This window comes from Nocardia coubleae NBRC 108252 (genome assembly GCF_001612805.1).
GTDB lineage: Bacteria > Actinomycetota > Actinomycetes > Mycobacteriales > Mycobacteriaceae > Nocardia > Nocardia coubleae.
Genome location: NZ_BDBD01000004.1, coordinates 276,444 through 302,129, shown reverse-complemented (window position 1 = coordinate 302,129; position 25,686 = coordinate 276,444). Strand labels below are relative to the sequence as shown.

The 25,686-nt window shown below is 69.0% G+C and carries 30 protein-coding genes; 24 read left to right on the top strand and 6 right to left on the bottom strand.

Features of this window, described 5'->3' with window-relative positions; all coding sequences use genetic code 11:
- The first annotated feature begins 42 nt into the window (after positions 1 to 42).
- From pgsA to pdxS, 5 genes are all read left to right on the top strand, one after another.
- Positions 43 to 717, top strand: a complete 675-nt coding sequence (gene pgsA, locus NCO8_RS03205; RefSeq protein WP_067636187.1) for a phosphatidylinositol phosphate synthase — start codon at positions 43 to 45, stop codon at positions 715 to 717.
- Positions 714 to 1,637 (top strand): phosphatidylinositol mannoside acyltransferase, encoded by a 924-nt coding sequence (locus tag NCO8_RS03200; RefSeq protein WP_067636185.1) that lies wholly within the window; start codon positions 714 to 716, stop codon positions 1,635 to 1,637. Before pgsA ends, NCO8_RS03200 begins: the two co-directional genes overlap by 4 nt.
- A complete protein-coding gene (locus NCO8_RS03195) occupies positions 1,634 to 2,758 on the top strand; it encodes a glycosyltransferase family 4 protein (protein WP_067636183.1) in 1,125 nt (374 codons plus the stop codon). The genes NCO8_RS03200 and NCO8_RS03195 overlap by 4 nt, the downstream gene beginning before the upstream one ends.
- Positions 2,758 to 3,804, top strand: coding sequence for an NUDIX hydrolase (locus NCO8_RS03190; protein WP_067636647.1), 1,047 nt, complete (start codon positions 2,758 to 2,760; stop codon positions 3,802 to 3,804). Before NCO8_RS03195 ends, NCO8_RS03190 begins: the two co-directional genes overlap by 1 nt.
- Positions 3,805 to 3,977: 173 nt before the next feature.
- Entirely contained in the window at positions 3,978 to 4,898 is a 921-nt protein-coding gene (gene pdxS / locus NCO8_RS03185; protein ID WP_174550208.1) for a pyridoxal 5'-phosphate synthase lyase subunit PdxS, read from the top strand.
- 99 nt (positions 4,899 to 4,997) lie between these two features.
- Here pdxS and NCO8_RS03180 read toward each other — a convergent pair whose 3' ends face one another.
- Positions 4,998 to 5,765: a hypothetical protein gene (locus NCO8_RS03180; RefSeq protein WP_067636181.1), complete on the bottom strand. Its 768-nt coding sequence runs from the start codon at positions 5,763 to 5,765 to the stop codon at positions 4,998 to 5,000.
- A 281-nt stretch (positions 5,766 to 6,046) separates the two neighbouring features.
- Between NCO8_RS03180 and NCO8_RS03175 the strand changes: the two genes are divergently transcribed.
- The 3 genes from NCO8_RS03175 to NCO8_RS03165 all read left to right on the top strand — a co-directional run bounded on the left by NCO8_RS03175 (position 6,047) and on the right by NCO8_RS03165 (position 8,261).
- Entirely contained in the window at positions 6,047 to 6,781 is a 735-nt protein-coding gene (locus NCO8_RS03175; protein WP_067492931.1) for a sulfite exporter TauE/SafE family protein, read from the top strand.
- Between the two features lie 40 nt (positions 6,782 to 6,821).
- Positions 6,822 to 7,598 carry an inositol monophosphatase family protein gene (locus NCO8_RS03170; RefSeq protein ID WP_067636179.1) on the top strand — a complete coding sequence of 259 codons (777 nt, stop codon included), beginning with the start codon at positions 6,822 to 6,824 and terminating at the stop codon, positions 7,596 to 7,598.
- 162 nt (positions 7,599 to 7,760) lie between these two features.
- Complete coding sequence (locus NCO8_RS03165) at positions 7,761 to 8,261, top strand: WKL family lipoprotein (protein WP_067636177.1); 501 nt, start codon at positions 7,761 to 7,763, stop codon at positions 8,259 to 8,261.
- A gap of 51 nt (positions 8,262 to 8,312) precedes the next feature.
- Here NCO8_RS03165 and NCO8_RS03160 read toward each other — a convergent pair whose 3' ends face one another.
- Positions 8,313 to 8,924, bottom strand: coding sequence for a nucleoside/nucleotide kinase family protein (locus NCO8_RS03160; RefSeq protein ID WP_067636644.1), 612 nt, complete (start codon positions 8,922 to 8,924; stop codon positions 8,313 to 8,315).
- Positions 8,925 to 9,004: 80 nt separating this feature from the next.
- Between NCO8_RS03160 and NCO8_RS03155 the strand changes: the two genes are divergently transcribed.
- From NCO8_RS03155 to NCO8_RS03145, 3 genes are all read left to right on the top strand, one after another.
- Positions 9,005 to 9,826 (top strand): acyl-CoA thioesterase, encoded by an 822-nt coding sequence (locus NCO8_RS03155; RefSeq protein WP_067636175.1) that lies wholly within the window; start codon positions 9,005 to 9,007, stop codon positions 9,824 to 9,826.
- A gap of 38 nt (positions 9,827 to 9,864) precedes the next feature.
- Positions 9,865 to 10,476 carry a pyridoxal 5'-phosphate synthase glutaminase subunit PdxT gene (pdxT, locus tag NCO8_RS03150; protein ID WP_067492939.1) on the top strand — a complete coding sequence of 204 codons (612 nt, stop codon included), beginning with the start codon at positions 9,865 to 9,867 and terminating at the stop codon, positions 10,474 to 10,476.
- Between the two features lie 92 nt (positions 10,477 to 10,568).
- Complete coding sequence (locus tag NCO8_RS03145) at positions 10,569 to 11,324, top strand: YebC/PmpR family DNA-binding transcriptional regulator (RefSeq protein WP_067492941.1); 756 nt, start codon at positions 10,569 to 10,571, stop codon at positions 11,322 to 11,324.
- 54 nt (positions 11,325 to 11,378) lie between these two features.
- Here the strand turns inward: NCO8_RS03145 and NCO8_RS03140 are convergent, their stop codons facing one another.
- On the bottom strand, positions 11,379 to 11,870 hold the full coding sequence (locus NCO8_RS03140; RefSeq protein ID WP_067492943.1) for an SRPBCC domain-containing protein: 492 nt from the start codon (positions 11,868 to 11,870) through the stop codon (positions 11,379 to 11,381).
- Positions 11,871 to 11,977: 107 nt separating this feature from the next.
- Here NCO8_RS03140 and NCO8_RS03135 point away from each other — a divergent pair, with 107 nt between their 5' ends.
- On the top strand, positions 11,978 to 12,493 hold the full coding sequence (locus tag NCO8_RS03135; RefSeq protein ID WP_067636173.1) for an O-acetyl-ADP-ribose deacetylase: 516 nt from the start codon (positions 11,978 to 11,980) through the stop codon (positions 12,491 to 12,493).
- A gap of 99 nt (positions 12,494 to 12,592) precedes the next feature.
- Here NCO8_RS03135 and NCO8_RS03130 read toward each other — a convergent pair whose 3' ends face one another.
- Entirely contained in the window at positions 12,593 to 13,255 is a 663-nt protein-coding gene (locus NCO8_RS03130; RefSeq protein WP_067636171.1) for a TetR/AcrR family transcriptional regulator, read from the bottom strand.
- A 63-nt stretch (positions 13,256 to 13,318) separates the two neighbouring features.
- Here NCO8_RS03130 and NCO8_RS03125 point away from each other — a divergent pair, with 63 nt between their 5' ends.
- The 6 genes from NCO8_RS03125 to NCO8_RS03100 all read left to right on the top strand — a co-directional run bounded on the left by NCO8_RS03125 (position 13,319) and on the right by NCO8_RS03100 (position 17,077).
- Complete coding sequence (locus NCO8_RS03125; RefSeq protein ID WP_067636169.1) at positions 13,319 to 13,690, top strand: nitroreductase family deazaflavin-dependent oxidoreductase; 372 nt, start codon at positions 13,319 to 13,321, stop codon at positions 13,688 to 13,690.
- A 40-nt stretch (positions 13,691 to 13,730) separates the two neighbouring features.
- Positions 13,731 to 14,165, top strand: coding sequence for an acyl-CoA thioesterase (locus tag NCO8_RS03120; RefSeq protein ID WP_067636167.1), 435 nt, complete (start codon positions 13,731 to 13,733; stop codon positions 14,163 to 14,165).
- A 93-nt stretch (positions 14,166 to 14,258) separates the two neighbouring features.
- Positions 14,259 to 14,828 carry a crossover junction endodeoxyribonuclease RuvC gene (ruvC, locus tag NCO8_RS03115; RefSeq protein ID WP_067636642.1) on the top strand — a complete coding sequence of 190 codons (570 nt, stop codon included), beginning with the start codon at positions 14,259 to 14,261 and terminating at the stop codon, positions 14,826 to 14,828.
- On the top strand, positions 14,825 to 15,424 hold the full coding sequence (gene ruvA / locus NCO8_RS03110) for a Holliday junction branch migration protein RuvA (RefSeq protein ID WP_067636165.1): 600 nt from the start codon (positions 14,825 to 14,827) through the stop codon (positions 15,422 to 15,424). The genes ruvC and ruvA overlap by 4 nt, the downstream gene beginning before the upstream one ends.
- A gap of 3 nt (positions 15,425 to 15,427) precedes the next feature.
- On the top strand, positions 15,428 to 16,513 hold the full coding sequence (ruvB, locus tag NCO8_RS03105) for a Holliday junction branch migration DNA helicase RuvB (RefSeq protein WP_067636163.1): 1,086 nt from the start codon (positions 15,428 to 15,430) through the stop codon (positions 16,511 to 16,513).
- 51 nt (positions 16,514 to 16,564) lie between these two features.
- Positions 16,565 to 17,077, top strand: coding sequence for a GtrA family protein (locus NCO8_RS03100; protein ID WP_166655711.1), 513 nt, complete (start codon positions 16,565 to 16,567; stop codon positions 17,075 to 17,077).
- Here NCO8_RS03100 and NCO8_RS32720 read toward each other — a convergent pair.
- Positions 17,074 to 17,652, bottom strand: a complete 579-nt coding sequence (locus NCO8_RS32720) for a DivIVA domain-containing protein (protein WP_067492959.1) — start codon at positions 17,650 to 17,652, stop codon at positions 17,074 to 17,076. The two genes, NCO8_RS03100 and NCO8_RS32720, sit on opposite strands and share 4 nt — an antisense overlap.
- 137 nt (positions 17,653 to 17,789) lie before the next feature.
- On the opposite strand from NCO8_RS32720, the gene NCO8_RS03090 reads away from it, so the two are divergent.
- From NCO8_RS03090 to NCO8_RS03065, 6 genes are all read left to right on the top strand, one after another.
- Positions 17,790 to 19,280, top strand: a complete 1,491-nt coding sequence (locus NCO8_RS03090) for a flavin-containing monooxygenase (protein WP_067636640.1) — start codon at positions 17,790 to 17,792, stop codon at positions 19,278 to 19,280.
- A gap of 110 nt (positions 19,281 to 19,390) precedes the next feature.
- Complete coding sequence (yajC, locus tag NCO8_RS03085; RefSeq protein ID WP_067636161.1) at positions 19,391 to 19,735, top strand: preprotein translocase subunit YajC; 345 nt, start codon at positions 19,391 to 19,393, stop codon at positions 19,733 to 19,735.
- 100 nt (positions 19,736 to 19,835) lie between these two features.
- Entirely contained in the window at positions 19,836 to 21,554 is a 1,719-nt protein-coding gene (gene secD, locus NCO8_RS03080; protein WP_067636159.1) for a protein translocase subunit SecD, read from the top strand.
- Positions 21,551 to 22,729, top strand: coding sequence for a protein translocase subunit SecF (gene secF, locus NCO8_RS03075; protein ID WP_067636157.1), 1,179 nt, complete (start codon positions 21,551 to 21,553; stop codon positions 22,727 to 22,729). Before secD ends, secF begins: the two co-directional genes overlap by 4 nt.
- Before the next feature lie 22 nt (positions 22,730 to 22,751).
- A complete protein-coding gene (locus tag NCO8_RS03070; RefSeq protein WP_067636155.1) occupies positions 22,752 to 24,464 on the top strand; it encodes an ABC transporter substrate-binding protein in 1,713 nt (570 codons plus the stop codon).
- 26 nt (positions 24,465 to 24,490) lie between these two features.
- Positions 24,491 to 25,063, top strand: coding sequence for an adenine phosphoribosyltransferase (locus NCO8_RS03065; RefSeq protein WP_067636153.1), 573 nt, complete (start codon positions 24,491 to 24,493; stop codon positions 25,061 to 25,063).
- Here NCO8_RS03065 and NCO8_RS03060 read toward each other — a convergent pair.
- Entirely contained in the window at positions 25,053 to 25,658 is a 606-nt protein-coding gene (locus NCO8_RS03060) for a GNAT family N-acetyltransferase (RefSeq protein WP_245655217.1), read from the bottom strand. The two genes, NCO8_RS03065 and NCO8_RS03060, sit on opposite strands and share 11 nt — an antisense overlap.
- Between the last annotated feature and the right edge of the window lie 28 nt (positions 25,659 to 25,686).

Below are 25,686 nucleotides of genomic sequence, written 5' to 3'. Positions count from 1 at the left end.
CGGGTGCGGGTGCCCCGCATGGCGCAGGAGGAATAGGACACCGTGCTCAGCTTCTTCGGGCGGCAGACGTTTGCCAAAGCGACTGCGCCGCTGGGCAAAGCGCTCGTCAAGACCGGGCTCACCCCCGACACGATGACCCTCATCGGCACCGCCGCGACGATCGTCGCGGCGGTGACGCTGTTTCCCAGCGGTCACCTGTTCTGGGGGACGATGGTCATCTGGCTGTTCGTCATGTTCGACATGCTCGACGGTGCGATGGCGCGCGCCCGCGGCGGCGGCACGAAGTACGGCGCGGTCCTCGACGCCACCTGTGACCGGGTGGCCGACGGCGCGATCTTCGCCGGCCTGGCCTGGTGGGCGGTCTACCACGAGCACAGCAAGCAGCTGTTCGTCGCCACGCTGATCGTGCTCGTCACCTCGCAGGTGATCTCGTACGCCAAGGCGCGGGCCGAGGCCAGCGGTCTGTCGGCCGACGGCGGGATCATCGAACGGCCCGACCGGCTGGTGATCGTGCTCGTCGGCGCCGGGCTCACCGGAATCGGCGGGCACTGGGGCATCGGCTGGCTTACCTGGGCGGTGTACGTGGCCATGTGGGTGCTGGCGGTGCTCAGCACCGTCACCGTGTTCCAGCGGGTCCTTGCGGTGCGCAACTCGCCGGGCGCGCGCACGGTGATCCCGCCCGCGCCGCAACAACAGGCAGGGGAGACGGCGTCGTGACCATCAGCGAACGGCTCAGCGACTGGGGCTACGCGGCGGGGTGGCGGCTGGTCCGTTCGGCACCGGAATCGTTGGCGCGCAAGGCTTTCGACTTCGGCGCCGACCGTGCGACCAAGGACGGCGGACCGCGGCAGCTGCGCCGCAACCTGGCCCGGGTGCTCGGTGTAGCACCGGCCGAGGTTCCCGACGACCTGATGCGGGCGAGCATGCGTTCCTATGCCCGGTACTGGCGTGAGGCGTTCCGGCTGCCGAGCATGGACCACAGCACCATCGACTACTACGTCCACGGCCTGGAAAACGTCGACGCCGGCCTCGAAGCCGGGCGCGGCGTCATCTTCGTCCTGCCGCATTCCGGCAACTGGGACATGGCCGGGGTGTGGCTGGTCCAGCACTACGACACCTTCACCACCGTCGCCGAACGGCTGAAGCCCGAATCGCTGTTCGAACGGTTCGTGGCCTACCGCGAGAGCCTCGGCTTCGAGGTGTTCCCGCTGACCGGCGGAGAACAGCCACCGTTCGTGCCGCTGACTGAACGGTTGCGGCAGAACCGGATCGTGTGCCTGATGGGTGAACGTGACCTCACCGGCCGCGGTGTGCCGGTGAACTTCTTCGGTGAACGCACCTGGATGCCCGCGGGTGCGGCCAAACTCGCCATCGAGACCGGCGCCGCGCTGATGCCGGTGCACGCCTGGTTCACCACCGAGGCCGACGGCACCGAAGGCTGGGGCTTGAAAGCCGGTGCGCCGCTGGACGTCTCGGGTGGCGTGGCCGCCACGACCCAGCTGCTCGCCGACGAATTCGCGGCGAACATCGCCCGCCACCCGGCCGACTGGCACATGCTCCAGCCCCTGTGGGAAGCCGATCTGTCGCCGGAACGACTGGCCCGGATCGCCGCGGCCAAGGCAGGTGACGTGCGGTGAAGATCGGCATGGTCTGCCCGTACTCCTTCGACGTGCCCGGCGGCGTGCAGGCGCACGTGGTCGAGCTGGCGCGGGTGTTCATCGAGCGTGGGCACCGGGTGAGCGTGCTCGCGCCCGCGTCCGACGACACGCCGTTGCCCGACTTCGTCGTCTCGGCCGGTCGTGCCGTCGCCATTCCCTACAACGGGTCGGTGGCGCGACTGTCGTTCGGGCCGATGGCCTACACGCGCATCCGCCGCTGGATCGACAGCAACGACTTCGACGTGCTGCACATCCACGAACCCAACGCGCCGAGCCTGTCGATGCTGGCGCTCAAGATCGCCGAGGGCCCCATCGTGGCGACCTTCCACACCTCGACCACGAAGTCGTTGGTGCTCAGCACTTTTCAGGGTGTGCTCCGCCCGTACCACGAGAAGATCAGCGGGCGGATCGCGGTGTCGGAGCTGGCCAGGCGCTGGCAGGTGGAGGCGCTCGGGTCGGATGCGGTGGAGATCCCCAACGGGGTCGATGTGTCGGCGTTCGCGCGCGGCCCACTGCTCGACGGCTACCCGCGCGCGGGCAGGACGGTGCTGTTCCTCGGCCGCTACGACGAACCGCGCAAGGGTATGGACGTGCTGCTCGCCGCCTTGCCCGCGCTCGTCGAACGCCATCCCGACGTGGAGATCCTGATCGTCGGGCGCGGCGACGAGGACAGGTTGCGCCGCGAGGCGGGCCCCCACGCCGGGCACCTGCGTTTCCTCGGTCAGGTCTCCGACGCGGAGAAGGCCGCCGCGCTGCGCAGCGCCGACGTGTACGTGGCGCCGAACCTGGGCGGGGAGAGCTTCGGCATCATCCTCATCGAGGCCATGGCGGCGGGCACGCCGGTCGTGGCCAGCGAACTCGACGCCTTCCGCCGCGTACTGCGCGACGGCAGCGCCGGTCTGCTCACCCCCGTGGGTGACGCGGACGCGCTGGCCGAGGCCATCGACACCCTGCTCACCGACGACGACACCCGCGACCGGTTGGTGCGCACCGCCACCCAGGTGGTCGCCGCCTACGACTGGCCGGTGGTGGCCGAACAGATCCTGCGCGTGTACGAGACCGTCACCGTCGGCGACAACGGGGTGCGGGCCGCCGGATGATCACCTTCTCCGCGACCGCGATCCTCGTTCTCGGCCTGATCGCCCTGTTTGTGCTCGCGCTCGGTGTGTGGGCGGCGTCCACCGCCAACCGGCTCGACCGACTGCACGTGCGCTCGGACCGGTCCTGGCAGGCCCTCGACGCGGCACTGGCCCGGCGCGCGGTGGTCGCGCGCGCGGTCGCCATGGCCATCGCGGGCCCGGCGAGTACCGATCCGCTGCGATCCGAGCGGGCCGGACAGCTCGCCGCCCTGGCCGACTGGGCCGAACGCGCCGATCGGGGCGATCGCGAGACCATCGAGAACCAGCTCTCGGCCGCGCTGTCGACGGTCGACATCGGTCAGCTGCGACCCCAGCTCGTCGCCGAACTGGCCGACGCCGAGGCCAGGGTGCTCATCGCGCGCCGGTTCCACAACGACGCCGTGCGCGACACCCTCGCCCTGCGCACCCGTCGGCCGGTGCGCTGGTTGCACCTCGGCGGTACCGCGCCGCTGCCGACCTATTTCGAGATCACCGAGCGCGCGACACCGGCCGCGTCCACCGGGCTCGAGGTGCACACCACCCGTACCTCGGCGCGTGTGGTGCTGCTCGACGAACAGGACCGGGTGCTGCTGCTGCGCGGGCACGACCCGATGGTTCCCGAGGTGGCGTTCTGGTTCACCGTCGGCGGCGGCGTGGAACCGGGGGAGACCCTGCGCGAAACGGCGGTCCGCGAGGTGTACGAGGAGACCGGGCAGCGGATCGACCCGGCCGCGTTGCGTGGTCCGCTGTGGCGGCGGGTCGCGGTGTTCCCGTTCAACGGTGAACTCATCCGCTCCGAAGAGCTGTTCTTCGTCCTGCGGGCCCCCAATTTCGCCTGGCGGCCCGCCGACCTCACCGCGCTGGAACGGCGCACCATCACCGACCACCGGTGGTGCACGCCCGCCGACATCCGCGCCCTCGACGCCACCGGCGAGGCCGTGTACCCGTACCACCTCGACGAGTTGCTCGCCGAGGCGATCGGCGCCGCCGGCGACGACACCGAACCGGTGGTCCGGTCCATTCGCTGATCCGGGCCGTGTGTGTCGCCTCACGCCGCGCGGTCCGCAGCCGGTCCAGATGCGGCGGTCGGCGGTATCGGCCCAGGTCGCGACCAGTCCAGTGGGCTCCGACTGGCTATGAACCCTGATTCGGCGGCCACCTAGAATCGCAGGAGACCACACAGTCTGCCCGTTAGGTGCACATGACCCAGGAGAATGCCGTGACTACGCCCGAGACCACATCAACCGTCGGCACCGCCCGCGTGAAGCGCGGCATGGCCGAGATGCTCAAGGGCGGTGTGATCATGGACGTGGTCACCCCGGAGCAGGCCAAGATCGCCGAGGACGCGGGCGCCGTCGCGGTCATGGCGCTCGAGCGGGTGCCCGCCGACATCCGCGCCCAGGGTGGCGTGTCCCGGATGAGCGACCCGGACATGATCGACGGCATCATCTCCGCGGTCTCCATCCCCGTGATGGCCAAGGCCCGCATCGGCCACTTCGTCGAGGCGCAGATTCTGCAGAGCCTCGGCGTGGACTACATCGACGAGTCCGAGGTCCTCACCCCCGCCGACTACGCCAACCACATCGACAAGTGGAACTTCACCGTCCCCTTCGTCTGTGGCGCCACCAACCTCGGTGAGGCCCTGCGCCGCATCACCGAGGGCGCGGCCATGATCCGCTCCAAGGGCGAGGCGGGCACCGGTGACGTCTCCAACGCCACCACCCACATGCGCACCATCCGCGCCGAGATCCGCCGCCTCACGTCCCTGTCCGAAGACGAGCTCTTCGTCGCCGCCAAGGAACTCCAGGCCCCCTACGAGCTGGTCCGCGAGGTCGCCCAGACCGGCAAGCTGCCCGTCGTCATGTTCACCGCGGGCGGCATCGCCACCCCCGCCGACGCCGCCATGATGATGCAGCTCGGCGCCGAAGGCGTCTTCGTCGGCTCCGGTATCTTCAAGTCCGGCAACCCCGAACAGCGCGCCGCCGCCATCGTCAAGGCCACCACCTTCTACGACGACCCCGACGTCCTGGCCAAGGTCTCCCGCGGCCTCGGCGAAGCCATGGTCGGCATCAACGTCGAAGAAATCCCCCAGCCCCACCGCCTCGCCGAGCGCGGCTGGTAATCGGTTCGGGGACAGCACAATCCGGTGGGCGGCGCATCACGCGCCGCCTACCGTTTTCTTCGAGACCCATTCTCGAGTCGCTTCTGTCTGCCGGTGGCGTCAGCCCAGGACGTTCCCGAAATCCCCGGCATAGCCGAGTATGAGGAGACGCTGGGTTGGGAGCGACTCGGCCAGCTCCGACCAACACGCCGCCTCCGGTGAGCCGTAGAGATCGGTCAGATCCGCGATCAGCGCGGCGACTTCCGGCGGGGTCGGTGCCGTTGGGCGGTCGAACCCGAGCAGTCTGGCCCCGATGCCGATCAGGCGGTACCCGTGGTCGGCCATCCGCCGGATGACCGCGTGATTGGCGAAGATGTCCCAATCCTCGCCGAAATACCCGTTCGGGATGCCCGCGATCGCGAGGTCGTCGCGGTGCACCGGCGCCCGTTGAACCAGGACGATACGGTCGAGTGCCACGTCGGGCGTGCGGTTCATCGTGGCCAGCGCGGCGAGGTCCTGGCTCGAGGTCGCCAAGGTGCCCTGCACGGACGACCACTCGACCCGCCGGTCCGGGTCGTCGAGGAGTGCGGCGATTCGGCCCGTCGTCGAGTTGTCGTACCGGTGCACCCCGACGGGATCCTCTTCGTCCGGCTCCTCATCCCAGTCGTCGTCGCTGAGCTGGAGGGTGGCGTGCACGCTTGTGTAGGCACATTGATACGGGTCGTCGAGAGTGCAGACGATACGGTCGCCGGGATGCCGGGCACGCGCCGCGTCGAGAGCCTCGAGGACATCGGCGAATCCGGCGATATCGTCCAGTTGGGCAATGGTGTTCGAGTCGAGCCGATCCTGCCGCACGGGATCGTGGTGCCCGAAGAGTGTGGTCTTCACCAGGAAATCCTGGCACGCGCGAATCTCGTTCGCCTGCTCGGCAATCCGTCGGTCTCCGCATCCCGTCGCCGGACAGAATCAGAGCTGGGCTCGACATGGCCTGGGCCACAGCGATTCTGTCTCTGACGAATTCGGTCGGAAGGCGACCCGAAGCAACGAACGCCTGAATCCGGCGGACGGTCGCGCGCCCGCACCTCGAGGTCCTGCTCGCAGGCTCGGGCTGGAGGGGGCGCCCCTTGCCCCTGGGATGCTGCCGAATGGGCGTACCGTACAGTCGGTCTGTGACCGTGCTCGACTTCTTCTTGCTGGTCGTCGCGGGATTCTTCACCGGGTTGATCGGGTTCGTCACCGGGATGGCGTCGATCGTTTCCTATCCGGCGTTGCTGGCTGTGGGGTTGCCGCCGGTGACGGCGAATGTGACCAATACCGTGGCGATGGTGGCCGTGGGGGTGGGGGCCACCGCCAATTCGGGGCGCGAACTCACGGGGCGGGGGCGCACGCTCGTGTGGTGGGCGGGCTTGTCGGCGCTGGGTGGGTTGCTCGGTGCGCTGGCGTTGTTGGTGGCGCCCGAGGGGACCTTCGAGGTGGTGGTGCCGTTCCTGGTCGCGGCGGCGTCGATCGCGTTGCTGGTGCAGCCGGTGGTTCGCAAGCATGTGGGGGAGCTCAGCGCGCCGTGGATCGTGCCGTTGGGGATCCTGCTGATCTCGGTGTACGGCGGGTACTTCGGGGCCGGTGCGGGCGTGATCTATCTGTCGATGATGCTGCTGTGCACCTCCGAATCCGTGTGGAGCGCATCGGTGCTCAAGAGCTTCCTGCTCGGCATCGCCAATCTGGTCGCGGCTCTCGGCTTCGCGATGTTCGGGCCGGTGCACTGGTTCGCGGCGCTCGGGCTGGCGATGGGGGCGCTCGTCGGTGGGTGGTGCGGGCCGCCGGTGGTGAAGGTGATCCCGCCGAACCTGCTGCGGGTGACCGTCGGCGTGCTCGGACTCGGGCTAGCGGTGTACCTGGCGCGCTGATCCGGCCCCGGGCGTCACCGGACTCCGTAGCCTGAGAACGGTGCACCACTCCGATGTCGAAATCGCAATCCACGCAACAGAACTCGCGTCACAGGTGATCCGGTCGTCGTTCCACGCACCCGTCACCCGCTACGCCAAAGAGGGCGACGACTTCGCCACCCAGACCGACCTGGCCGCCGAACGCGCGATCCTCGAGGTCCTCACCGCGGCCCGTCCGCACGACCGGTTCGTCGCCGAGGAGTCCGGCACCACGGGATCGCCGGGCAGCGACCGCACCTGGTTCGTCGACCCGCTCTGCGGCACAAGGAATTTCGCGGTCGGCACACAGCTCGTCGCGGTGAACGTCGCCTTGCGCATCGGGGACACCGTTCGGGCCGCGGCCGTCGGCGCACCGTTCACCGGCGAGGTGTTCTGGACCTCGGGCGAGAACGCGTACCGCCGCCACGACGGCTCCGACACCGTCCTGCGCCCCGACGCGGGCAGCCGCCTGATCGACATCGACCTCGACAACCCGCTGCCCTGGTCCAGACCCACCCGCCTGCTCGACAGCGTCGCCGCCGACTTCCACCCGCGCGTGCTGTCCACCTCGCTCGCCCTGGTCTGGGTCGCCGCGGGCAGACGCGCCGCCTATGTCACCGGCGGCGATCTGCGCGACAACGTCCACTTCACCAGCGCGGTGGAAATCTGCCGCGCGGCGGGCTGCGTCGTCACCGGAATTGCAGGTCAACCACTACATTCCGCCCCACACGGGCTCATCGCCGCCGCCGATGCCGACACCCACGCCCGCCTCGTCGACGCGATGCTCGCCCTACGCTGAAAGGGGCCTTCACAAGCGCGGTACCGGCACGTCTCAGACTTTCCTCAAAAACGCTGGGTAGCGTCCTGGCCGAGGCACCGTGGCCCGCGTCGTGTGGCGCCGGTACCGTGCCGTTGGCGCCCACAGGGCGAAAACCGTTGACCCGACGCAAAGGACGAGTGGATGAAGCTTCGTAGGACCGGACGTGTGGCGATCGCAGGCCTGGCCGTGGTCGCCGCATTGGGAATGAGTGCGTGCAGTGACGACAAGGGCGACAAGCCCGCCGCCAAGTCCACGACCAGTGCTCCGGCCACGACCACGGCCGCTGCCGCGGACCTGCCCCCCGTGCCGACGGTGGAAGAGCTCAACGCCCAGCTCAACACCGCGCTGGACCCCTCGGTGCCCAACGAGCAGAAGCTGGACTTCGTGCAGGGTGGCGAGGCCGATCCCGAGCTGCCGAACCGCCTGGCCGTCGCCGCCCGCGACGCCGGTGCCCAGGTGCAGGTCACCGAGGTGACCTCCTTCGGTGACAGCGTGAACGCCAAGGCGAACTTCACGGTCAACGGCCAGACCAATGTGGTCGACGTGCCGTTCGTCGCCGAGGACGGCAAGTGGAAGGTCCAGAAGTCGTGGGCCTGCACCATGCTCACCAACCTGGGCCAGCAGTCGGTCGCCTGCGCCTGATAGCGCCGCGTGCAGCCCCGGTCGCGGTGCGGCCGGGGCTTTCGCCTGTTTTCAGCCCGTGCGCAGGGCGGCGCGGTCCGGATGATCCCAGCGCACCGTCCAGGTAGCGGTCTCGGGATGTTCGGCGTCGTGGTCGCGCAGCGCGGGCAGGGTCCACTGGTGCTCGGGTGGGGTGCGGCGCAGTGCCGCCTGCTCGCTGAGTTCGAGCCGTACGGACAGGTCGACGTCGAGTCCGCGGCCGAGCAGCATCGGGCCCGCCACGATCAGCACCAGATCGGCCGGAGCTGTCCGGATGCCCGCCCGCGCCGACCGGTCGCCCGCCTCGTCCCAGAGCGCGGGCAACCAGCGCCCTGCGGTCCGCAGCGGAACCAGAATCTCCCGGCGTATCGCGTCGTAGTCGAACCATGCTGTGCGATAGGACCATTCGTCGGTTCGGCCGTACTCCATCCGCAGCGATGCGGGCCGGACGAAGGCGTGCAGTGACACCACCTCAGCCGACCGGCCCTGCCCGTTCAGTGTGTCGGCGACCAACTGGGCGAAGGCGACCGGTTCGGCGGCATCGGCGGCGTCGACGGCAACCACCCGGCGACCGGGCAGCTCGGATACCCGCTCGGCGACCAGGCGGGCCAGGGTGGTGGGGGAGACGGGGGTGAACGACGGCACCACCCCATTTCAGCAAATTCCCGCCGCGCGCCGCCGAGCCGGACAAACCGTGCGGTCCGCCTAGCGATAATCTCGTCCGCATGGCGACAATCGAAGAGGCGCTCGAGGTCGAGCGGCTGGAACGCGACATCTTCCGTGGGGCGGCCACGGAATCCCAGCTGACGCGGACCTTCGGCGGTCAGGTCGCGGGCCGGGCGCTGGTCTCGGCGGTGCGCACCGTCGACTCCGCCTATCAGGTGCATTCGCTACACGGCTATTTCCTGCGCCCGGGCAACCCGGAAGCTCCCACCATCTACCAGGTGGAACGTATCCGCGACGGGCGCTCGTTCTGCACCCGCCGGGTCACCGGTGTGCAGGACGGCGAGGCGATCTTCACCATGGCCGCCTCCTTCCACCGCGGCGACGTCGGCCCGGAGCACCAGGACGTGATGCCGGTCATCGAGGGCCCGGAGAACCTGCCCGACGCCAAGACCACGCTGAGCCCGGAACGGTTGTGGGCCATGCGCGAATGGGAGCACTGGGACATCCGCACGGTCCCGCAGGACCAGGTCGCCCGCCGGGAAGGCACCGTCTCCCCGCAGCAGGTGTGGTTCCGCTACCGGCACCCTTTGCCCGACGACCCGATGTTCCACGTCTGCACCCTCGCCTACATGAGCGATATGACGCTGCTCGGCTCGTCGAAGGTGACCCACCCCGGCGTGCCGACCCAGGACGCGTCACTCGACCACGCCATGTGGTTCCTGCGCCCCTTCCGCGCCGACGAATGGCTGCTCTACGACCAGTCCTCGCCCTCGGCGGGCTTCGGCCGTGCCCTCACCGGCGGCCGGATCTGGGATCGCGAGGGCAACCTGGTCGCCGCCGTCGTGCAGGAAGGCCTCATCCGCACGCCGCGTGAGGCGTGAGCGCGCCCACACCGGCCGGGCTCGTAAGCTCAGCGGCTGTGAACGCAACATCCACGCCGACGATCGGTGTCCTCGCACTCCAGGGTGACGTGCGCGAACACGTTGCCGCGCTGCGCCACTGCGGCGCCGCACCGGTGCTGGTGCGCCGCGAGTCCGAGCTGGCCGCCGTCGACGGGCTGGTGCTGCCCGGCGGCGAGTCGACCGCCATCTCCAAGCTGCTGCAGGCCTTCGACCTGCTCGAACCGTTGCGTGCGCGGCTGCGCGACGGGCTGCCCGCGTTCGGGTCGTGCGCCGGCATGATCCTGCTCGCCTCCGAGGTGCTCGACACCCGGCCCGACGCCCAGCACCTGTCCGGCATCGATATGACGGTGCGCCGCAACGCTTTCGGCCGCCAGGTCGACTCGTTCGAGACCGACCTCGACTTCAGCGGCCTCGACACGCCCGTGCGCGCGGTGTTCATCCGCGCGCCGTGGGTGGAGCGAGTCGGTGACGGCGTCGAGGTGCTGGCGCGGGTGCCGCACGGTCCGGCACAGGGCCGGATCGTGGCCGCCAGACAGGGCAATGTCGTGGCGACCTCGTTCCATCCCGAGGTCACGGGTGATCTTCGGGTGCACGAGCTGTTCGTCGACCTCGTGCGCAAGGCAGGGTGAACCTCCGCGTCCACCGGCGTGGCGGGCACGAGTAGGCTGGTTCGAGCTTGTCCGCCCGGGCAGACGCGCAACCGACCTGAAGGAAGTAGGGCATGAGCGGCCACTCCAAATGGGCCACCACCAAGCACAAGAAGGCGGGAATCGACGCCAAGCGCGGCAAACTCTTCGCCAAGCTGATCAAGAACATCGAGGTGGCGGCTCGCACGGGTGGCAGTGACCCGGCGGGCAACCCGACGCTGTACGACGCCATCCAGAAGGCCAAGAAGTCGTCGGTTCCCAACGACAACATCGAGCGCGCCCGCAAGCGTGGCGGTGGCGAGGAAGCCGGCGGCGCCGACTGGCAGACCATCATGTACGAGGGCTACGGGCCCAACGGTGTCGCCGTGCTGATCGAGTGCCTCACCGACAACCGCAACCGCGCCGCCGGTGAGGTGCGCGTCGCGATGACCCGCAACGGTGGCAACATGGCCGACCCGGGTTCGGTGTCCTACCTGTTCGCCCGCAAGGGTGTGGTGACCCTCGAGAAGAACGGTCTCACCGAGGACGACGTCCTCGACGCGGTCCTCGATGCCGGCGCCGAAGAGGTCAACGACCACGGCGACGCCTTCGAGATCATCAGCGAGCCCGGCGATCTGATCGCTGTGCGAACCGCGCTGCAGGACAAGGGCATCGACTACGACTCGGCCGAGTCCGGTTTCCAGGCGTCGGTGTCGGTGGCGGTCGACGCCGAGGGTGCCCGCAAGGTGCTCAAGCTGATCGACGCCCTCGAAGACAGCGACGACGTGCAGAACGTGTACACCAACGTCGACATCTCCGACGAGGTCGCCGCCGAGCTCGACGACGAGTAGACCTTCCCCCGTGTACCGCCCCGGCCGTGAATTCGGCTGGGGCGGTTCGTGTCTCTACTCCCGGTAGTGGTCGGCCAGCGCCGGGTAGTAGTCGGCGAAGTCCGGTCGTTCGGTGTTGGTGCAGGCGGCGACGAACATGTCCGCGTAGTACTCCCAGCCCGGGCCGATCTGCGAGGTCTCCGCGAGCTGGTACTCCGAGGTGAGGTGGTGGACCAGCCGCACCTGGGTGGCGGTGCCGGTGTCGAGCAGGGTCACCTCCATGCGCCACAGCCCGATCTGGTCGGCCGAGGACACGGCCAGCCGCACCGGCGGGGTGCAGTCGTCGATGCGCATCTCGGTCCAGGGCTGCCCGTCCTCGAACCGCAACTGCACCTGGATCATGTTCCCGGCGCCGGGTTCCCCTTCCCAGGTGCCGTACCAGCCCGCGGTCAGGTCGGGATCGGTCAACCGTCCCCACACCTGTTCGATCGGTAAGGCCAGTGACCGGGTGATCACCAGGTCGCGCCCGTTTTCGGTCGGTACGATCTCGCCGGTCGGCATCGGCATGACGCGGTTCTCCCTCGCTCGAACGCCTCGGACAACAGGTCGACCTCGACGGTACGCCGCCCCCGATGAGGTAGCGGGGATATTCGCGTGACCAGCACAATGTCGGTATGACTCGGATCGAGGCGGTACGCGGAGACATCACCGAACAGCACGTGGACGCGGTCGTGAACGCCGCGAACTCCTCGCTGCTCGGCGGTGGGGGAGTCGACGGCGCGATCCACCGCAAGGGTGGGCCCGAAATCCTGTCAGCGTGCCGCGACCTGCGTGCCTCCCGGTACGGCAAGGGCCTGCCGACGGGGCAGGCGGTGGCCACGACAGCCGGACGGCTGCCCGCCCGCTGGGTGATCCACACCGTCGGCCCGGTGTGGTCGGCGACCGAGGACCGCTCGGCCCTGCTGGCTTCCTGCTACCGCGAATCCTTGCGGGTAGCAGACGAATTGGGCGCTCGCACGGTGGCGTTCCCGGCGATCTCCACCGGCATCTACGGCTGGCCGATGGACGACGGCGCCCGCATTGCCGTGGAAACAGTGCGCGCCGCCGACACGGCCGTCGACGAGGTGCGGTTCGTGCTGTTCGACGACCGCGCCCTCACCGAATTCACCGCGGCGCTGTCGACCAGTTGAGTGCGGGCAGTTGAGCGGCTGCTACGGATGGCATCCGTGGGTACCACCGGGCTGCACTGCGCTGCGTGTGAATGTCTCTGTGCCGCAGGCAGGCTGGGCCTACTGCGCGACTCGACGTGATTCGAGGCCGTCGAGGATCAGATCGAGGCCGTAGTCGAATTCGGCGGTGTGGTCGTAACCGGGCTGCAGGGCGTGGTCGGCGATCATCTCGGTGAGGTAGGGCAGTTCCGCGGTCGGCAACTGGTCGAGGATGCCGCCCGCCACCTCCTCCAGGTCGTCGGGGGTGGTGATCGGCAGGTTCGCCTCCTGCAGCACGTACCCGTTGACGTAGCTGTCGAGAAGCGAGATCGCGTGGGCCGCCATCGGGAGCGAGAAGCCCGCTCGCCGCAGGATGCCGAGGACGGCGTCGTGGTGCCGCAGGGTCGCCGGGCCCGGGTCGCGCCGCGAATCCATGAGTCCGAGTGCCCAGCTGTGCCGGGAAAGCACCGCGCGGGCGGAATGCGCGCGCGAACGGATCGCCGCTCGCCAATCCTCGAAGTCCCCGCTCGGTAGGTCGATCGCGGCGAAGACGGCGTCGACCACCCCGTCGAGAACCGCGTCCTTGTTCGGTAGGTGGTGATACAGCGACATCGCCTCCACCCCGAGTTCCTGTGCGATCCGGCGCATGGTGATCGCCTCGACGCCGCCGCGGTCGGCCACCCGGATCGCGCCTTCCAGTATCCGTTCGCGGCTCAGCGGTCGACGTGTGGAGGGAGTCGGCATATTGACAATCTTACAGCCGTAAGTCAGCCTTACATGTGTAAGAACGAGTGAAGGAGGCCGCTGATGCCGATGCCGAGATGGTGGGGTCGGGTGAACAAGCGGGTGTTCAACCCGCGAGCACTCGCGAGCGGCAAATGGCCGGTGCTCATCCACACCGGTCGCGTCTCCGGAGCCACCCACCGCACCCCGCTCGACGCCCATCCGATCGAGGGCGGATACCTGTTCGTCCTGGTCTACGGCTCCCGGTCGGACTGGGTCCGCAATGTCCTCGCCGCGGGCGGCGCTCGCCTGCGCGTCGACGGCACCGAAGTGGATCTCACCGCCCCGCGCGTGATCGGTCGCGAGGAAGCAGCCCGGATCCTGCCGACGGATGTCACCCGGCCGCCCGCTGTCCTGCGCATCACCGAATTCCTGCGGATGGACCGCGCGGGCTGACGAACGGAACGTGTCGGACCCCGCTGCCACACTGGCGCGCATGACGGAAAATGCTCTGCCGTTTCGGGTTCGGATCCCGGTGCGAGTCTCCGATCTGGATCTGCAACAACACGTGACGGGTGCGGCCTATCAGCAGTTCGCCGACCACGCACGGTTCGCGTGCGTAGGTGCGGCCGGTGTGTCGGTACCAGACATGCTGGCCGACGGCATCGGGCCGGTGAATCTCGAACTCGCCGTGCGCTACCTGCGCGAGCTGCGCGCCGGCGACACCGTCGAGGTCGACTGCCGCTGGGAGTGGGGGACCGGCAAGACCTACCGGGTCGAACACGAACTGCGCCGCGACGACGGCGAACTCGCCGCCACCGTGTCGTACCTGAGCGGCATGCTCGACCTGACCGGGCGCAAACTCCTGCACGAACCGAAGCGCATCTGGGCCGAACGGGCGAGCGAGCCCGCATTACTCGGCCTGCCCTGAACGCGGCGCCCGGCCCTCGTGTCGCTGGTCGGACGGTGTGCCGCAATGCTTTAGACTTTCGAACAACTGTTCGTGTCTTCGAAGGGGCTGCCGGTGCGGGTGATGGGCGTCGATCCCGGGCTCACCCGGTGCGGGCTCAGCATGGTGGACAGCGGTCCCGGCCGTAAGGTCGTCGCCCTCGATGTGGGTGTGGTGCGGACACCGCCGGAGGCCGAGCTGGCTCTGCGGTTGATGGCGGTGGCCGACGCCGCCGAGGAGTGGATGGACACCCATCGACCCGAGGCGGTGGCGATCGAGCGGGTGTTCGCACAGCACAACGTGCGCACCGCGATGGGAACCGCGCAGGCCGGTGGGGTGATCGCGCTGGCGGCGGCGCGACGGGGCATTCGGGTGGCGTTCCATACCCCCAGCGAGGTGAAAGCGGCTGTCACGGGCAATGGTTCGGCCGACAAGGCGCAGGTCACCGCCATGGTGACCAGAATCCTCGGCCTGCAGGTCGCACCGAAACCGGCCGATGCCGCCGATGCGCTCGCCCTGGCGATCTGTCATTGTTGGCGGGCGCCGCTGCTCGACCGGATGGCGGCCGCACAGGCGAAGGCCGACGAGGTGCGTCGCCGCTACGAACAACGGCTCGCCGAACAACGGAAGGTGGTACGCGGGTGATCGCGTCGGTACGCGGTGAGGTCCTCGAGATCGCGCTCGACCATGTGGTGATCGAAGCCGCGGGCGTCGGCTACCGCCTCAACGCCACCCCCGCCACCCTCGGCAGCCTCACCCGAGGCGAGGAAACCCGCCTGTACACGGCCATGATCGTGCGCGAGGACTCGATGACGCTGTTCGGGTTCGCCGACACCGAAGCCCGCGACCTGTTCGGCCTCCTGCAGACCGTGTCCGGTGTCGGCCCACGCCTGGCCATGGCGGTCCTGGCCGTCCTCGAACCCGAGGCGCTGCGAAAAGCCTTGGCGGAGAGCAACGTCGCCGCCCTCACCCGGGTGCCCGGCATCGGTAAGCGCGGCGCCGAACGCATGGTCGTGGAACTGCGCGACAAGGTGAACCTGGTGCCTGTCCCGGCCGGACCGCCCGGCGCCGAAACCCCGGTCACCCCGGTACGCGAGCAGGTCGTCGAAGCGCTCATCGGCCTCGGCTTCCCGGCCAAGCAGGCCGAACAGGCCGTCGACACCGTCCTGGCCGACCAGCCGGCCGCCACCACCTCCGTGGCCCTGCGCGCCGCCCTCGGTCTGCTCGGCAAGAACAGGTAACCCATGGACGACGAGTTCGACACCGACGAATCCGCCCTCGCCGCCCGGTATCTCAGCACCGACGGCGACACCGAGACCGGCCTGCGCCCCACCTCGCTCGACGACTTCATCGGCCAGCCACGCGTGCGCGAACAGCTCGCCCTCGTCCTGCGCGGTGCCAGGCAACGCGGCGCCACCCCGGACCACGTCCTGCTGTCCGGCCCGCCCGGGCTCGGCAAGACCAGCATGGCGATGATCATCGCCGGCGAACTCGGCACCGCCCTGCGCATCACCTCCGGGCCCGCCCTGGAACGCGCGGGCGACCTGGCGGCCATGCTGTCGAACCTGGTCGAAGGCGATGTGCTGTTCATCGACGAGATCCACCGCATGGCGCGGCCCGCCGAGGAAATGCTGTACCTGGCCATGGAGGACTTCCGGGTCGACGTGGTGGTCGGCAAAGGTCCCGGCGCCACCTCCATCCCGCTCGACATCGCACCGTTCACCCTGGTCGGGGCGACCACCCGGTCGGGCGCGCTCACCGGCCCGCTGCGCGACCGGTTCGGCTTCACCGGCCACATGGACTTCTACGACACCGACGAACTGCTGCAGATCCTGCTGCGCTCGGCCCGCATCCTCGGTGTCCACATCGAACACGACGCCGCCGCCGAGGTCGCGGGCCGCTCCCGAGGCACGCCGCGCATCGCCAACCGGCTGCTGCGCCGGGTGCGCGACTTCGCCGAGGTCCGCGCCGACGGCCTCATCACCCGCGAGATCGCCCAGTCCGCGCTCGAGGTCTACGACGTCGACGTACTCGGCCTCGACCGGCTCGACCGGGCCGTGCTCGGCGCGCTGGTCCGCGGTTTCGGCGGCGGACCGGTCGGCGTGTCGACGCTGGCGGTCGCCGTCGGCGAGGAAGCCGCCACGGTGGAAGAGGTGTGCGAACCGTTCCTGGTGCGCGCCGGACTCGTCGCCCGCACCCCGCGCGGACGGGTCGCCACGGCCGCCGCCTGGGAGCATCTGGGCCTGGTGCCACCACCGGATCTGGTGTTCGGCGCCATCGAAGTGCGTGGGCGCGAACCACAACCGAGCCTCGACCTGTTCGACCGGTAGCGGCGGCTACCGGACGGGCGCGTCGCCGATACGTCGTCTAATGTCGGCTGGGTGGCAGTCCATGCGGTGGTCCAACGCGTCCCCGAACCGTTACGCTCCCTGTTGCTCCAGCACCGGGAGCTGCTGAAGTTCGCCATGGTCGGCGCCGTCACCTGGTTCATCGACACCGGCGTGGTCTACGCGGTGAAACTCACCGTGCTCGGCGACAAGCCGCTCACCGCGCGTCTGCTCGGCGCGTTGATCGCGACCATCGCCTCCTACATCCTCAACCGCGAATGGTCCTTCCGCACCCGTGGCGGCAGGCAGCGCAGCCACGAGGCGGCCCTGTTCTTCACGGTCAGCGCCCTGGGCATCGTGGTCACCATGATCCCGCAGGCGCTGTCGCTGTACGTGTTGAATCTGCGTGTGCCGCACGTGGATCCGATGGTGCAGATGGTCGCGAACTTCATCTCCGGCCAGATCCTCGGCGTGCTGCTGGCCATGGCTTTCCGCTTCTGGGCCTTCCGCCGCTACGTCTTCCCCGACGATCTGCGCGAAGCGGAACTGCACAGTATCCAGGGCTAATGTGACCGTTCGAGGTTTTCCAGGGCGGCGATGACCAGGTCGACAAAGGCGTCGACCTCTTCGCGGGAGTAACCACGTGTGCCGAGACGGCTGTCGGTGAACCGGACACCGCGCACGTCGGCGGCGGTGAGGCTGCCGGGGCCGTTGTGGGCAAGGGTGGCCGCGACCAGGTCGAGGAAGGCGTCGACCTCCTCCTCGTGGTAGCCGCGGCGGCCGACCGCGGACTGGCTGAACCGCATGCGGTGCACGTCGTCGGGGGTGAGCATCGCGGCGATCTCCTCCCCGGGGCGGGGCGCGGGCACGGGGGAGGCGCCCTTCTGGCGATGTTCCAGCTCGGTCCTGACCCGGTCGAGAAAATCGTCGACCTGGTCGGCCTGGTAACCGCGACCACCGAAACGGGGCGCGCCGAAATGGACATGGCGGACGTCGTCGGCGGTGAGACCACCGTGTCCGTGCAGGGTCGCCGACACCTTCTCCAGGAAAGCGTCGACCTCGTCGGCATGGTAGCCACGATGGCCGAGGGTGGGCATGGCGAAGTGGGTGCGGCTCACATCGTCGGGCGTCACAGCGGTCATTGTGTCAGGATTGCCCTTCTATCCCAGAGGTTTTCGACGCCAGCGCATCGCGACTGTACACCGGCGAAGCGGCCGGTCGCGGTCCACAGAATTATGTGTCATGCTGTAACACATACATCGGTGTGTGGAGGTTCGACGTGGCGCCTCAGCGGGATGCGGTCATCATCGGGGCGGGTTTCGGCGGCATGGGTGCCGCCATCGAACTCGACCGGCTCGGGCTGCGCGATTTCGTGATTCTCGAACGCGAGGACGACCTCGGCGGCACCTGGCATGTGAACCGGTATCCGGGCCTCGCGGTGGACATCGCCTCGGTCACCTACTCCTATTCGTTCGAACCCAATCCGTACTGGAGCCGGTTGTTCGCGCCCGGCGCCGAGCTGAAGAAGTACGCCGAGCACGTCGCCGACAAATACGGGCTGCGCGGGCGGATGCGGTTCGGCACCGAGGTGCAGAGTGCGCGCTGGGACGACGACAACGAGCACTGGGTGGTGAACATCGCGGGCGGCGAACCCCTCACCGCGCGCTATCTGATCACCGCCACCGGCTTCCTGTCCCAGCCCTACACGCCACCGTTCCCGGGCATCGAGTCCTTCGCGGGCAAGATCATCCACTCCACCGACTGGGACGACGGCTACAACCTCACCGACCGCCGCGCCGCCGTGATCGGCACCGGTGCCACGGCGGTGCAGTTGGTCCCCGAGCTGGCCGCGAAGGTGGCGTCACTGACGGTTTTCCAGCGCACTCCCATCTGGGTGGTCCCCAAGATCGACGGCCCGATTCCCGCCGTGGTCCAGCGTGCGTTCGCGGCGGTCCCGCTCACCCAGAAGGCCGCGCGGCTGGCCAACACCGCCCTGCTCGAGGCGATCATGCTGGTGGGGGTGCTGCACTACAAGCAGGCCAAACCGCTCAACACCGCCGCCGCCCTGCTGGCCAAGGCACACCTGTTCGCCCAGGTACGCGACGCGGACACCCGGGCCAAGCTCACCCCGCACTACGACTTCGGCTGCAAGCGACCGACCTTCTCCAATGCGTACTTCGCGACCTTCAACCAGCCACACGTGCGCCTGGAAACGGAGTCGATCGACCATGTCGAACCCGACGGCATCGTCACCGCCGACGGGCACAAGACGGCTGTCGACACGCTGGTCCTGGCGACCGGCTTCAACCTGTGGGACGCGAACTTCCCCGCCATCGAGGTGATCGGGCGCGACGGGCGAAATCTCGGAAAGTTCTGGCGCGACAATCGCTTTCAGGCCTACGAGGGCATCACGGTGCCGAAGTTCCCGAACTTCCTTTCGCTGAACAGCCCCTATTCCTACAGCGGGCTGTCGTACTTCACCACCATCGAGACCCAGATGAAGCACATGGGCAGGCTGTTCACCGAGCTGTTCCGGCGCGGGGAACACACCTTCGAGGTCACCGAGGAGGCCAACGCCCGCTTCCTCGACCGGGTGAGCGCCGACCTCGATTCGTCGGTGTTCTACGGTGGCGACTGCTCCGGTGCGCGCAGCTACTACTTCAACCAGCACGGTGAGGCCGCGCTGCTGCGCCCCACCAGCACGCTGTCGGCGCACCGCGAGGCGGTCGGTTTCCCGCTCGACGACTACACCTACGGGCGCGGTGCGTGACCGGGGTTTCGCCGCGCGCGGCGGTGTCCGGTGTGTCGGCGCGGCGGGGAACTGGCAGACTGTCAGGCGTACCTGCACCGTCCACCACTGACTAGGGACTGACTTCGACGATGGACTTCCTGTTTCCGCTGCTGATCCTGGCCCTGCTCGTGCCGATGTTCTTCGGTATCCGTAAACAGAAGCGGGAGGCCGAGAAGGTCGCGAGCATGCAGGAGAGCCTGAAGGTCGGTGACCAGGTTGTCACCACGTCGGGCCTGTACGGCACAGTCGTCGATATCGACGATTCGACCGTCGACCTGGAGATCGCCGAGGACGTCGTCACCACCTGGCTGCGTCAGGCCATCCGCGAGGTGCGCGTCGAGGAGCCGGTGGCCGCCGAGACCGCCGACGCGACCGACGCCCCCGTCGAAGAGGCCGTCGATCAGACCGAGACCCGGCTGACCAAGGACTCCTGAGCAGTTCCCTTCCCCCGCCGGGCGACGTACGAGCGCGCCCGGCCGGGCACTGTTGTGCCCACCGATTCGGCCTCGACTTCCGCCTAGGAGATGACCTGCTGTGCCACCTTCCCAAGGATCGGCGCATCCGTTCCGGTTGCTCGGCGTCTACGCCGCGCTGCTGGCCGTGATCTACGCGCTGGTGTTCTTCACCGGTGACCATTCGCCCAAGCCCAAGCTCGGTATCGATCTGCAGGGCGGCACCCGCGTCACGCTGACCGCGCGTACCCCCGACGGCAACGAACCGAGCCGCGAGAGCCTGCAGAAGGCGCAGGAGATCATCGAGAACCGTGTGAACGGCCTCGGCGTCTCGGGCTCCGAGGTGGTCATCGACGGCACCAACCTCGTGATCACGGTGCCGGGTGAGGAAAGCCAGCAGGCGCGCGCCCTGGCCACCACCGCCAAGCTCTACATCCGTCCGGTGCTCGGCGCGACCCAGCCGCAGACCGGTGGCGCCGCACCGCAGCAACCGGTGCCCGGTGCGCCGTCCGCCGACCCGAACTCGCCCGGTCAGGCTCCCGCGACCGGCGACCCGAACGCGCCCGCGACCGGCGATCCCGCGACCCCCGCGCCCGAGGCGACCACCCCGGCGCCGCAGTCGCGCGTGTTCCCGGCTCAGGCCCCGCCGACGCCGACCCCGCCGCCCGCCGATCTCACGCCCGCCCAGCAGCAGGCCAAGGAGATCGCCGACGCCAAGGCGCTGCGGCAGAGCACCGACCAGAACATGCAGCAGGTCGCGGTCATGAGCATGGACTGCACCAAGCCCGACCCGCTGGCCGGTAACGACGACCCGGCCCTGCCGCTGGTCACCTGCTCGCAGGACGGCACCGAGGTGTTCCTGCTCGGCCCGAGCCGCATCGACGGCCAGGAGATCGCCGACGCCACCTCGGGCTTCAACGCCCAGCAGGCCCGCCACGAGGTGAACCTCGAGTTCCGTTCCACCGGAACGGACGCCTGGGCCGCGCTCACCGGCGAGTACGTCAACAAGCGGGTCGCGTTCGTGCTCGACTCGAAGGTCGTGAGCGCCCCGCAGGTGCAGCAGGGTCCGCAGCTCGGCGGCAGCACCTCCATCTCGGGCAGCTTCACCGCCGACAGCGCGAGCGAGCTGGCCAACACCCTCAAGTACGGCTCGCTGCCGCTGTCGTTCACCACCTCCGAGGCGGAGACGGTGTCGGCCACGCTCGGCCTGGCCGCGCTCAAGGCCGGTCTGCTCGCCGGTGCGGTCGGTCTGCTCGCGGTGCTGCTGTACTGCCTGTTCGTGTACCGGATGCTCGGCTTCCTCGCCGGGTTCTCGCTGATCGCCGCCGGTTTCGCCGTGTACGGCATCATCGTGCTGCTCGGGCGCTGGATCGGGTTCACCCTCGACCTGGCCGGTATCGCCGGTCTGATCATCGGTATCGGTCTGACCGCCGACTCGTTCGTCGTGTTCTTCGAACGCATCAAGGACGAGATGCGCGAGGGCCGCAGCTTCCGTTCGGCCGTGCCGCGCGGTTGGGCCCGCGCGCAGCGGACCAACCTCTCGGGTAAGACGGTCAGCCTGATCGCCTCGGTCGTGCTGTACCTGCTCGCCGCCGGTCAGGTGAAGGGCTTCGCGTTCACCCTCGGTGTCACCACCGTGCTCGACGTGATCGTGCTCTACCTGGTCACCGCCCCGTTGTTGATGCTCGCCTCGCGCTCGCCGTTCTGGGCGAAACCGTCGGTGAACGGCTTGGGTTCGGTGCAGCAGATCGCCAGGGAACGTGGCGCGGGCCAGGTCCGGCCGAAGGAGATGTCACGATGAGAAATGCCGATCCGACGACTGAATCGCTGAACCTGGACAAGGCCGAGCCCACCGCGTCCCCGCAGCACGGGTTCTTCGAACGGCTCTACACCGGTACCGGTGGCTTCCCGATCGTCAGCAGGCGCAAGTTCTTCTACACGATGTCGGCGGTGCTGCTGCTGATCTCGCTGCTGAGCATCGCGGTGCGCGGATTCACCCTCGGTATCGACTTCGAGGGCGGCTCGCGCATCCAGGTCCCGGCGCTCGCGAATGTCACCACCCAGGAGGTGGAGGACGTCTACGCCGAGACCCTCGGCCACGGCCCGGTGACGGTGCAGGAGGTCGGTTCCGGTTCCGCCGCGACCATCCAGGTGCGCTCGGAGACCCTCGACAAGGACCAGACCGACCAGCTGCAGGGCGCGTTGCGCGCGATGCTCGAGCAGGAGTCGGGCACCTCGGTCGGCCTGGAAGCCATCAGCATCGCCGAGATCAGCGAGACCTGGGGTGGCCAGATCACCCAGAAGGCGCTGATCGCGCTCGCGGTGTTCGTGGCGCTGACGATGATCTACATCGCCATCCGCTTCGAACGCGACATGTCGATCGCGGCGATCGTGTCGCTGTTCTTCAACCTCATCGTCACGGCGGGCATCTATTCGCTGGTCGGGTTCGAGGTGACCCCGGCCGCGGTGATCGGTCTGCTCACGATTCTCGGTTATGTGCTCTACGACAACGTGGTCGTCTTCGACAAGGTCGAGGAGAACACCCGCGGCGTCCTGCACCTGCACAAGCGGACCTACGCCGAACAGGCCAACCTGGCCGCCAACCAGACCCTGATGCGCTCGATCAGCACCACCGTCATCGGCATCCTGCCGATCATCGGCATGCTGGTGATCGCGGTGTGGATGCTCGGTGTCGGCACACTGAAGGACCTCGCGCTGGTACAGCTGGTCGGCATGATCGTCGGTGCCTACTCCTCGATCTTCCTCGCCGTTCCGGTGCTGGTGTCGATCAAGGAACGCTGGGGTCCGGTCGCCGCGCACACCAAGAAGGTGCTCGACAAGCGCGCCGGTGGTGGCACCACGCGTGTGCCGGTGACGGCGGGAGCCCGCGCGGCGCGCGGTCCCCGGCCTACAGACGCCGGTGCGCCCAGGCCCGGCGCGCGGCCGAGCGGAAAGCGGCACAAGGGCAGGCACTGACGGCACGAGCAGGGGTCTCATCATGCGACGCAGCACGATTCGGCTGATCACCGTCCTCGCCGCGGCAGGCGTCGGCGCCGGTCTGGTGACCGGGTGTTCGACCAAGAACCAGGTGCCCTCGATCGGTTACGCCGTCGACGCGGCGGTCGCCAGCTACAACGGCGGCAGCACCCTCGGCGCGAGCAGCGGCGCGGCGGCGGTGTTCGGCCGCGTGCTCACCGGGTTCTTCTACACCGGACCCGACGGTCAGCAGGTCGCCGACACCGACGCGGGCACCGCCAAGGAGGTGCCGGGCGAGACCCAGACCGTGCAGTACCGGCTCAATCCCGACGGGGTGTACTCCGACGGGGTCGCGACGTCCTGTGACGATCTGGTGCTCGCCTGGTCGGCCCGGTCGGGCCGGTTCACCCGGCCGGGTGACCGCGGCCAGGCACCGATGTTCGACGCCGCGAGCACCGACGGCTACGACGACATCGAGCGGGTGGACTGCCAGCCGGGGTCCAAGGACGCCACCGTGGTATTCCGTCCCGGCAGGCACTACCTGCCGTGGCGCACCCTGTTCACCGCCGCCGAGCTGATGCCGGCCCACGTGGTGGCCCAGGCGGTCGGTGTACCGAACGTGGTCGACGCGTTGCAGTCCGGTGACGGCGCGGTGATCGGCCGGATCGCCGACTTCTGGAACTCGGGCTGGACCATGGCGCCGGGCGAACTGGATCTCACCAGGTTCCCGTCGTCGGGTCCGTACCGCATCGAATCCTTCACCGCAGCCGACGGTTTGGTGCTCGTCGCCAACGAGAAGTGGTGGGGATCGGCACCCGAGACCAGCCGCATCGTGGTCTGGCCCAAGGGCACCGACTACGCGGCCAAGGCCAAGGAGAACGCGCTCGGCGTGGTCGACCTCGGCGCCGGCTCGGTGACCGACCTGGCCCTGGAGGGATTCGACGAGCAGACCGTCCCCGGCCGCGGCGCCGAACAGCTCGTGCTCGGCACGGGCGGGGTGTTCGCCCGGGTGGAGACGCGACGTGCCTTCGCCCAGTGCGTCCCGCGCCAGGCCCTGTTCGACACCCTCGGCAAGGCCGGTGAGGTGCCCCCACGCGGCCTCGGCTCGGGAACCTTGAATTCGCGGGTGGTGCAACAGGATTCGCTGTACTACGGCGCTGTCTCCGGGTCCGGTGACCGCTATCGCGGCACCGATATCCCAGGCGCCACAGCGACACTCGCCTCGGCGGGTACCGCCCAGCCGACCATCCGGATCGGCTACCTGACCCCCGATGCCCGCCGGGCGAAGACCGTGGCGATGATCGCGGAATCCTGCCGTGGGGCCGGCATCACCGTCGTCGACGCGGGCGCACCGGATTTCACGCCGGCCAAGCTCGGCGAGGGCGCGGTGGACGCGGTGCTCGGCAGCACGGCGGCGGTGCCGGGACCGGCCGGATCGGCGACCGGTGTCGCCGCGTTCGCCGCTTTGCGGGCGGGTAACGGGCTCGATGCGGGAGGTTTCGGGAACGCTCGCTACGATGCCATCACCGATCAGCTTGCGGGCGAGACCGATTCGACCGCGACGCTGAATCTGCTGACCGAGGCCGAGAACCTGCTGTGGGCGCAGCTGCCGAGCATCCCGTTGTTCGCCACTCCGCGCACCATCGCGTTCGGTAACGGCATGCAGAACGGGATCCCCGGGCCGACGCAGGCGGGCACCGGGTGGAATATGGATCGCTGGGTGTTGCAGCGGTGAGTCGTGGACGTGAGACAGAGGTGGCGATGAGTAAGCACGCGGTGGTCGAATCCGCCGATCAGGCCGGCGAACGGACCGACAAGGCCGCCGACGCGGTCGCCCGGCTCACCCGCTGGCACGACGACTTCCCCACCCCCGGCGTGCGTTTCGCCGATCTCACCCCCGTCTTCGCCGATGCCGAGGGCTTCCGCGCGGTCATCGACTGCTTCGCCGCCGTCGCCACCGACGTGGACCTGGTCGCCGGGGTGGACGCGCGCGGCTTCCTGCTCGGCGCCGGAGTGGCCGCCACCCTCGGCACCGGTGTGCTGGCCATCCGCAAGGGTGGCAAGCTGCCCCCGCCGGTCGTCTCGCGCGAGTATCAGCTCGAATACGGCAGCGCCGCACTGGAGATCCCCGCCGACGGGGTGGAGCTCGCGGGCAAGCGCATCCTGCTGCTCGACGACGTCCTCGCCACCGGCGGCACCCTCGCCGCGGCGGCGGGCCTGTTCACCGAGGTCGGTGCCGAGGTGGTCGCGGCGGCGGTCGTGCTGGAACTGGAGTTCCTGAAGGGCCGCGAGCACCAGGGTGACTACCCGCTGACCTCGATCGTCAAGCTCTAGGTTCGCGCCACATCGGCCACACCGACGGCCCGTCGGGCAGGTGCAGTTCGCCGGTGACGACGAAGCCGAAACGTTCGTAGTAGGCGATGTTGTCGGCGTTGCTCGATTCGAGGTAGGCGGCGGTGCCCTCGGCGTCGCAGCGGTCCAGGCGTGAGCGCAGCAGCGCCCCGCCGTAGCCGCCACCACGCACGTCGGGGGCGGTGCCGATCACCGACAGGTACCAGTGCGGTCGGCTCGGATGGTGCTTCTTCAGCAGGTCGCCGACCGTCTTGCCCGCCAGGATCCGGCGGCCGAACGCCCGCCACAGTCCGGGCATGGCCCGCAGGTCGGCGCCGAAGGAACCGTATGGTCCCGGCGGGGCCCACAGGGTCGCACCGCCGATGGTGCCGTCGGGTCGGGTCGCGAGTTCGCAGGCGCCGAGCGGAACGAAGTAGTGCCTGGCCATCGCACCGAAGAACCACGGCAGACCGGCGGCCCGGCGCTGCGGGTCCGGCAGGATCCAGCTCATCACCGGGTCGTGCTGGAACGCCGAGGCCAAGGTTTCGGCCAGCGCCCCCACGTCGGCCTGTTTCGCCGCGCGCACTGTGGTCAACACATCTGTCACCTTCCACTGACGGTGGGCG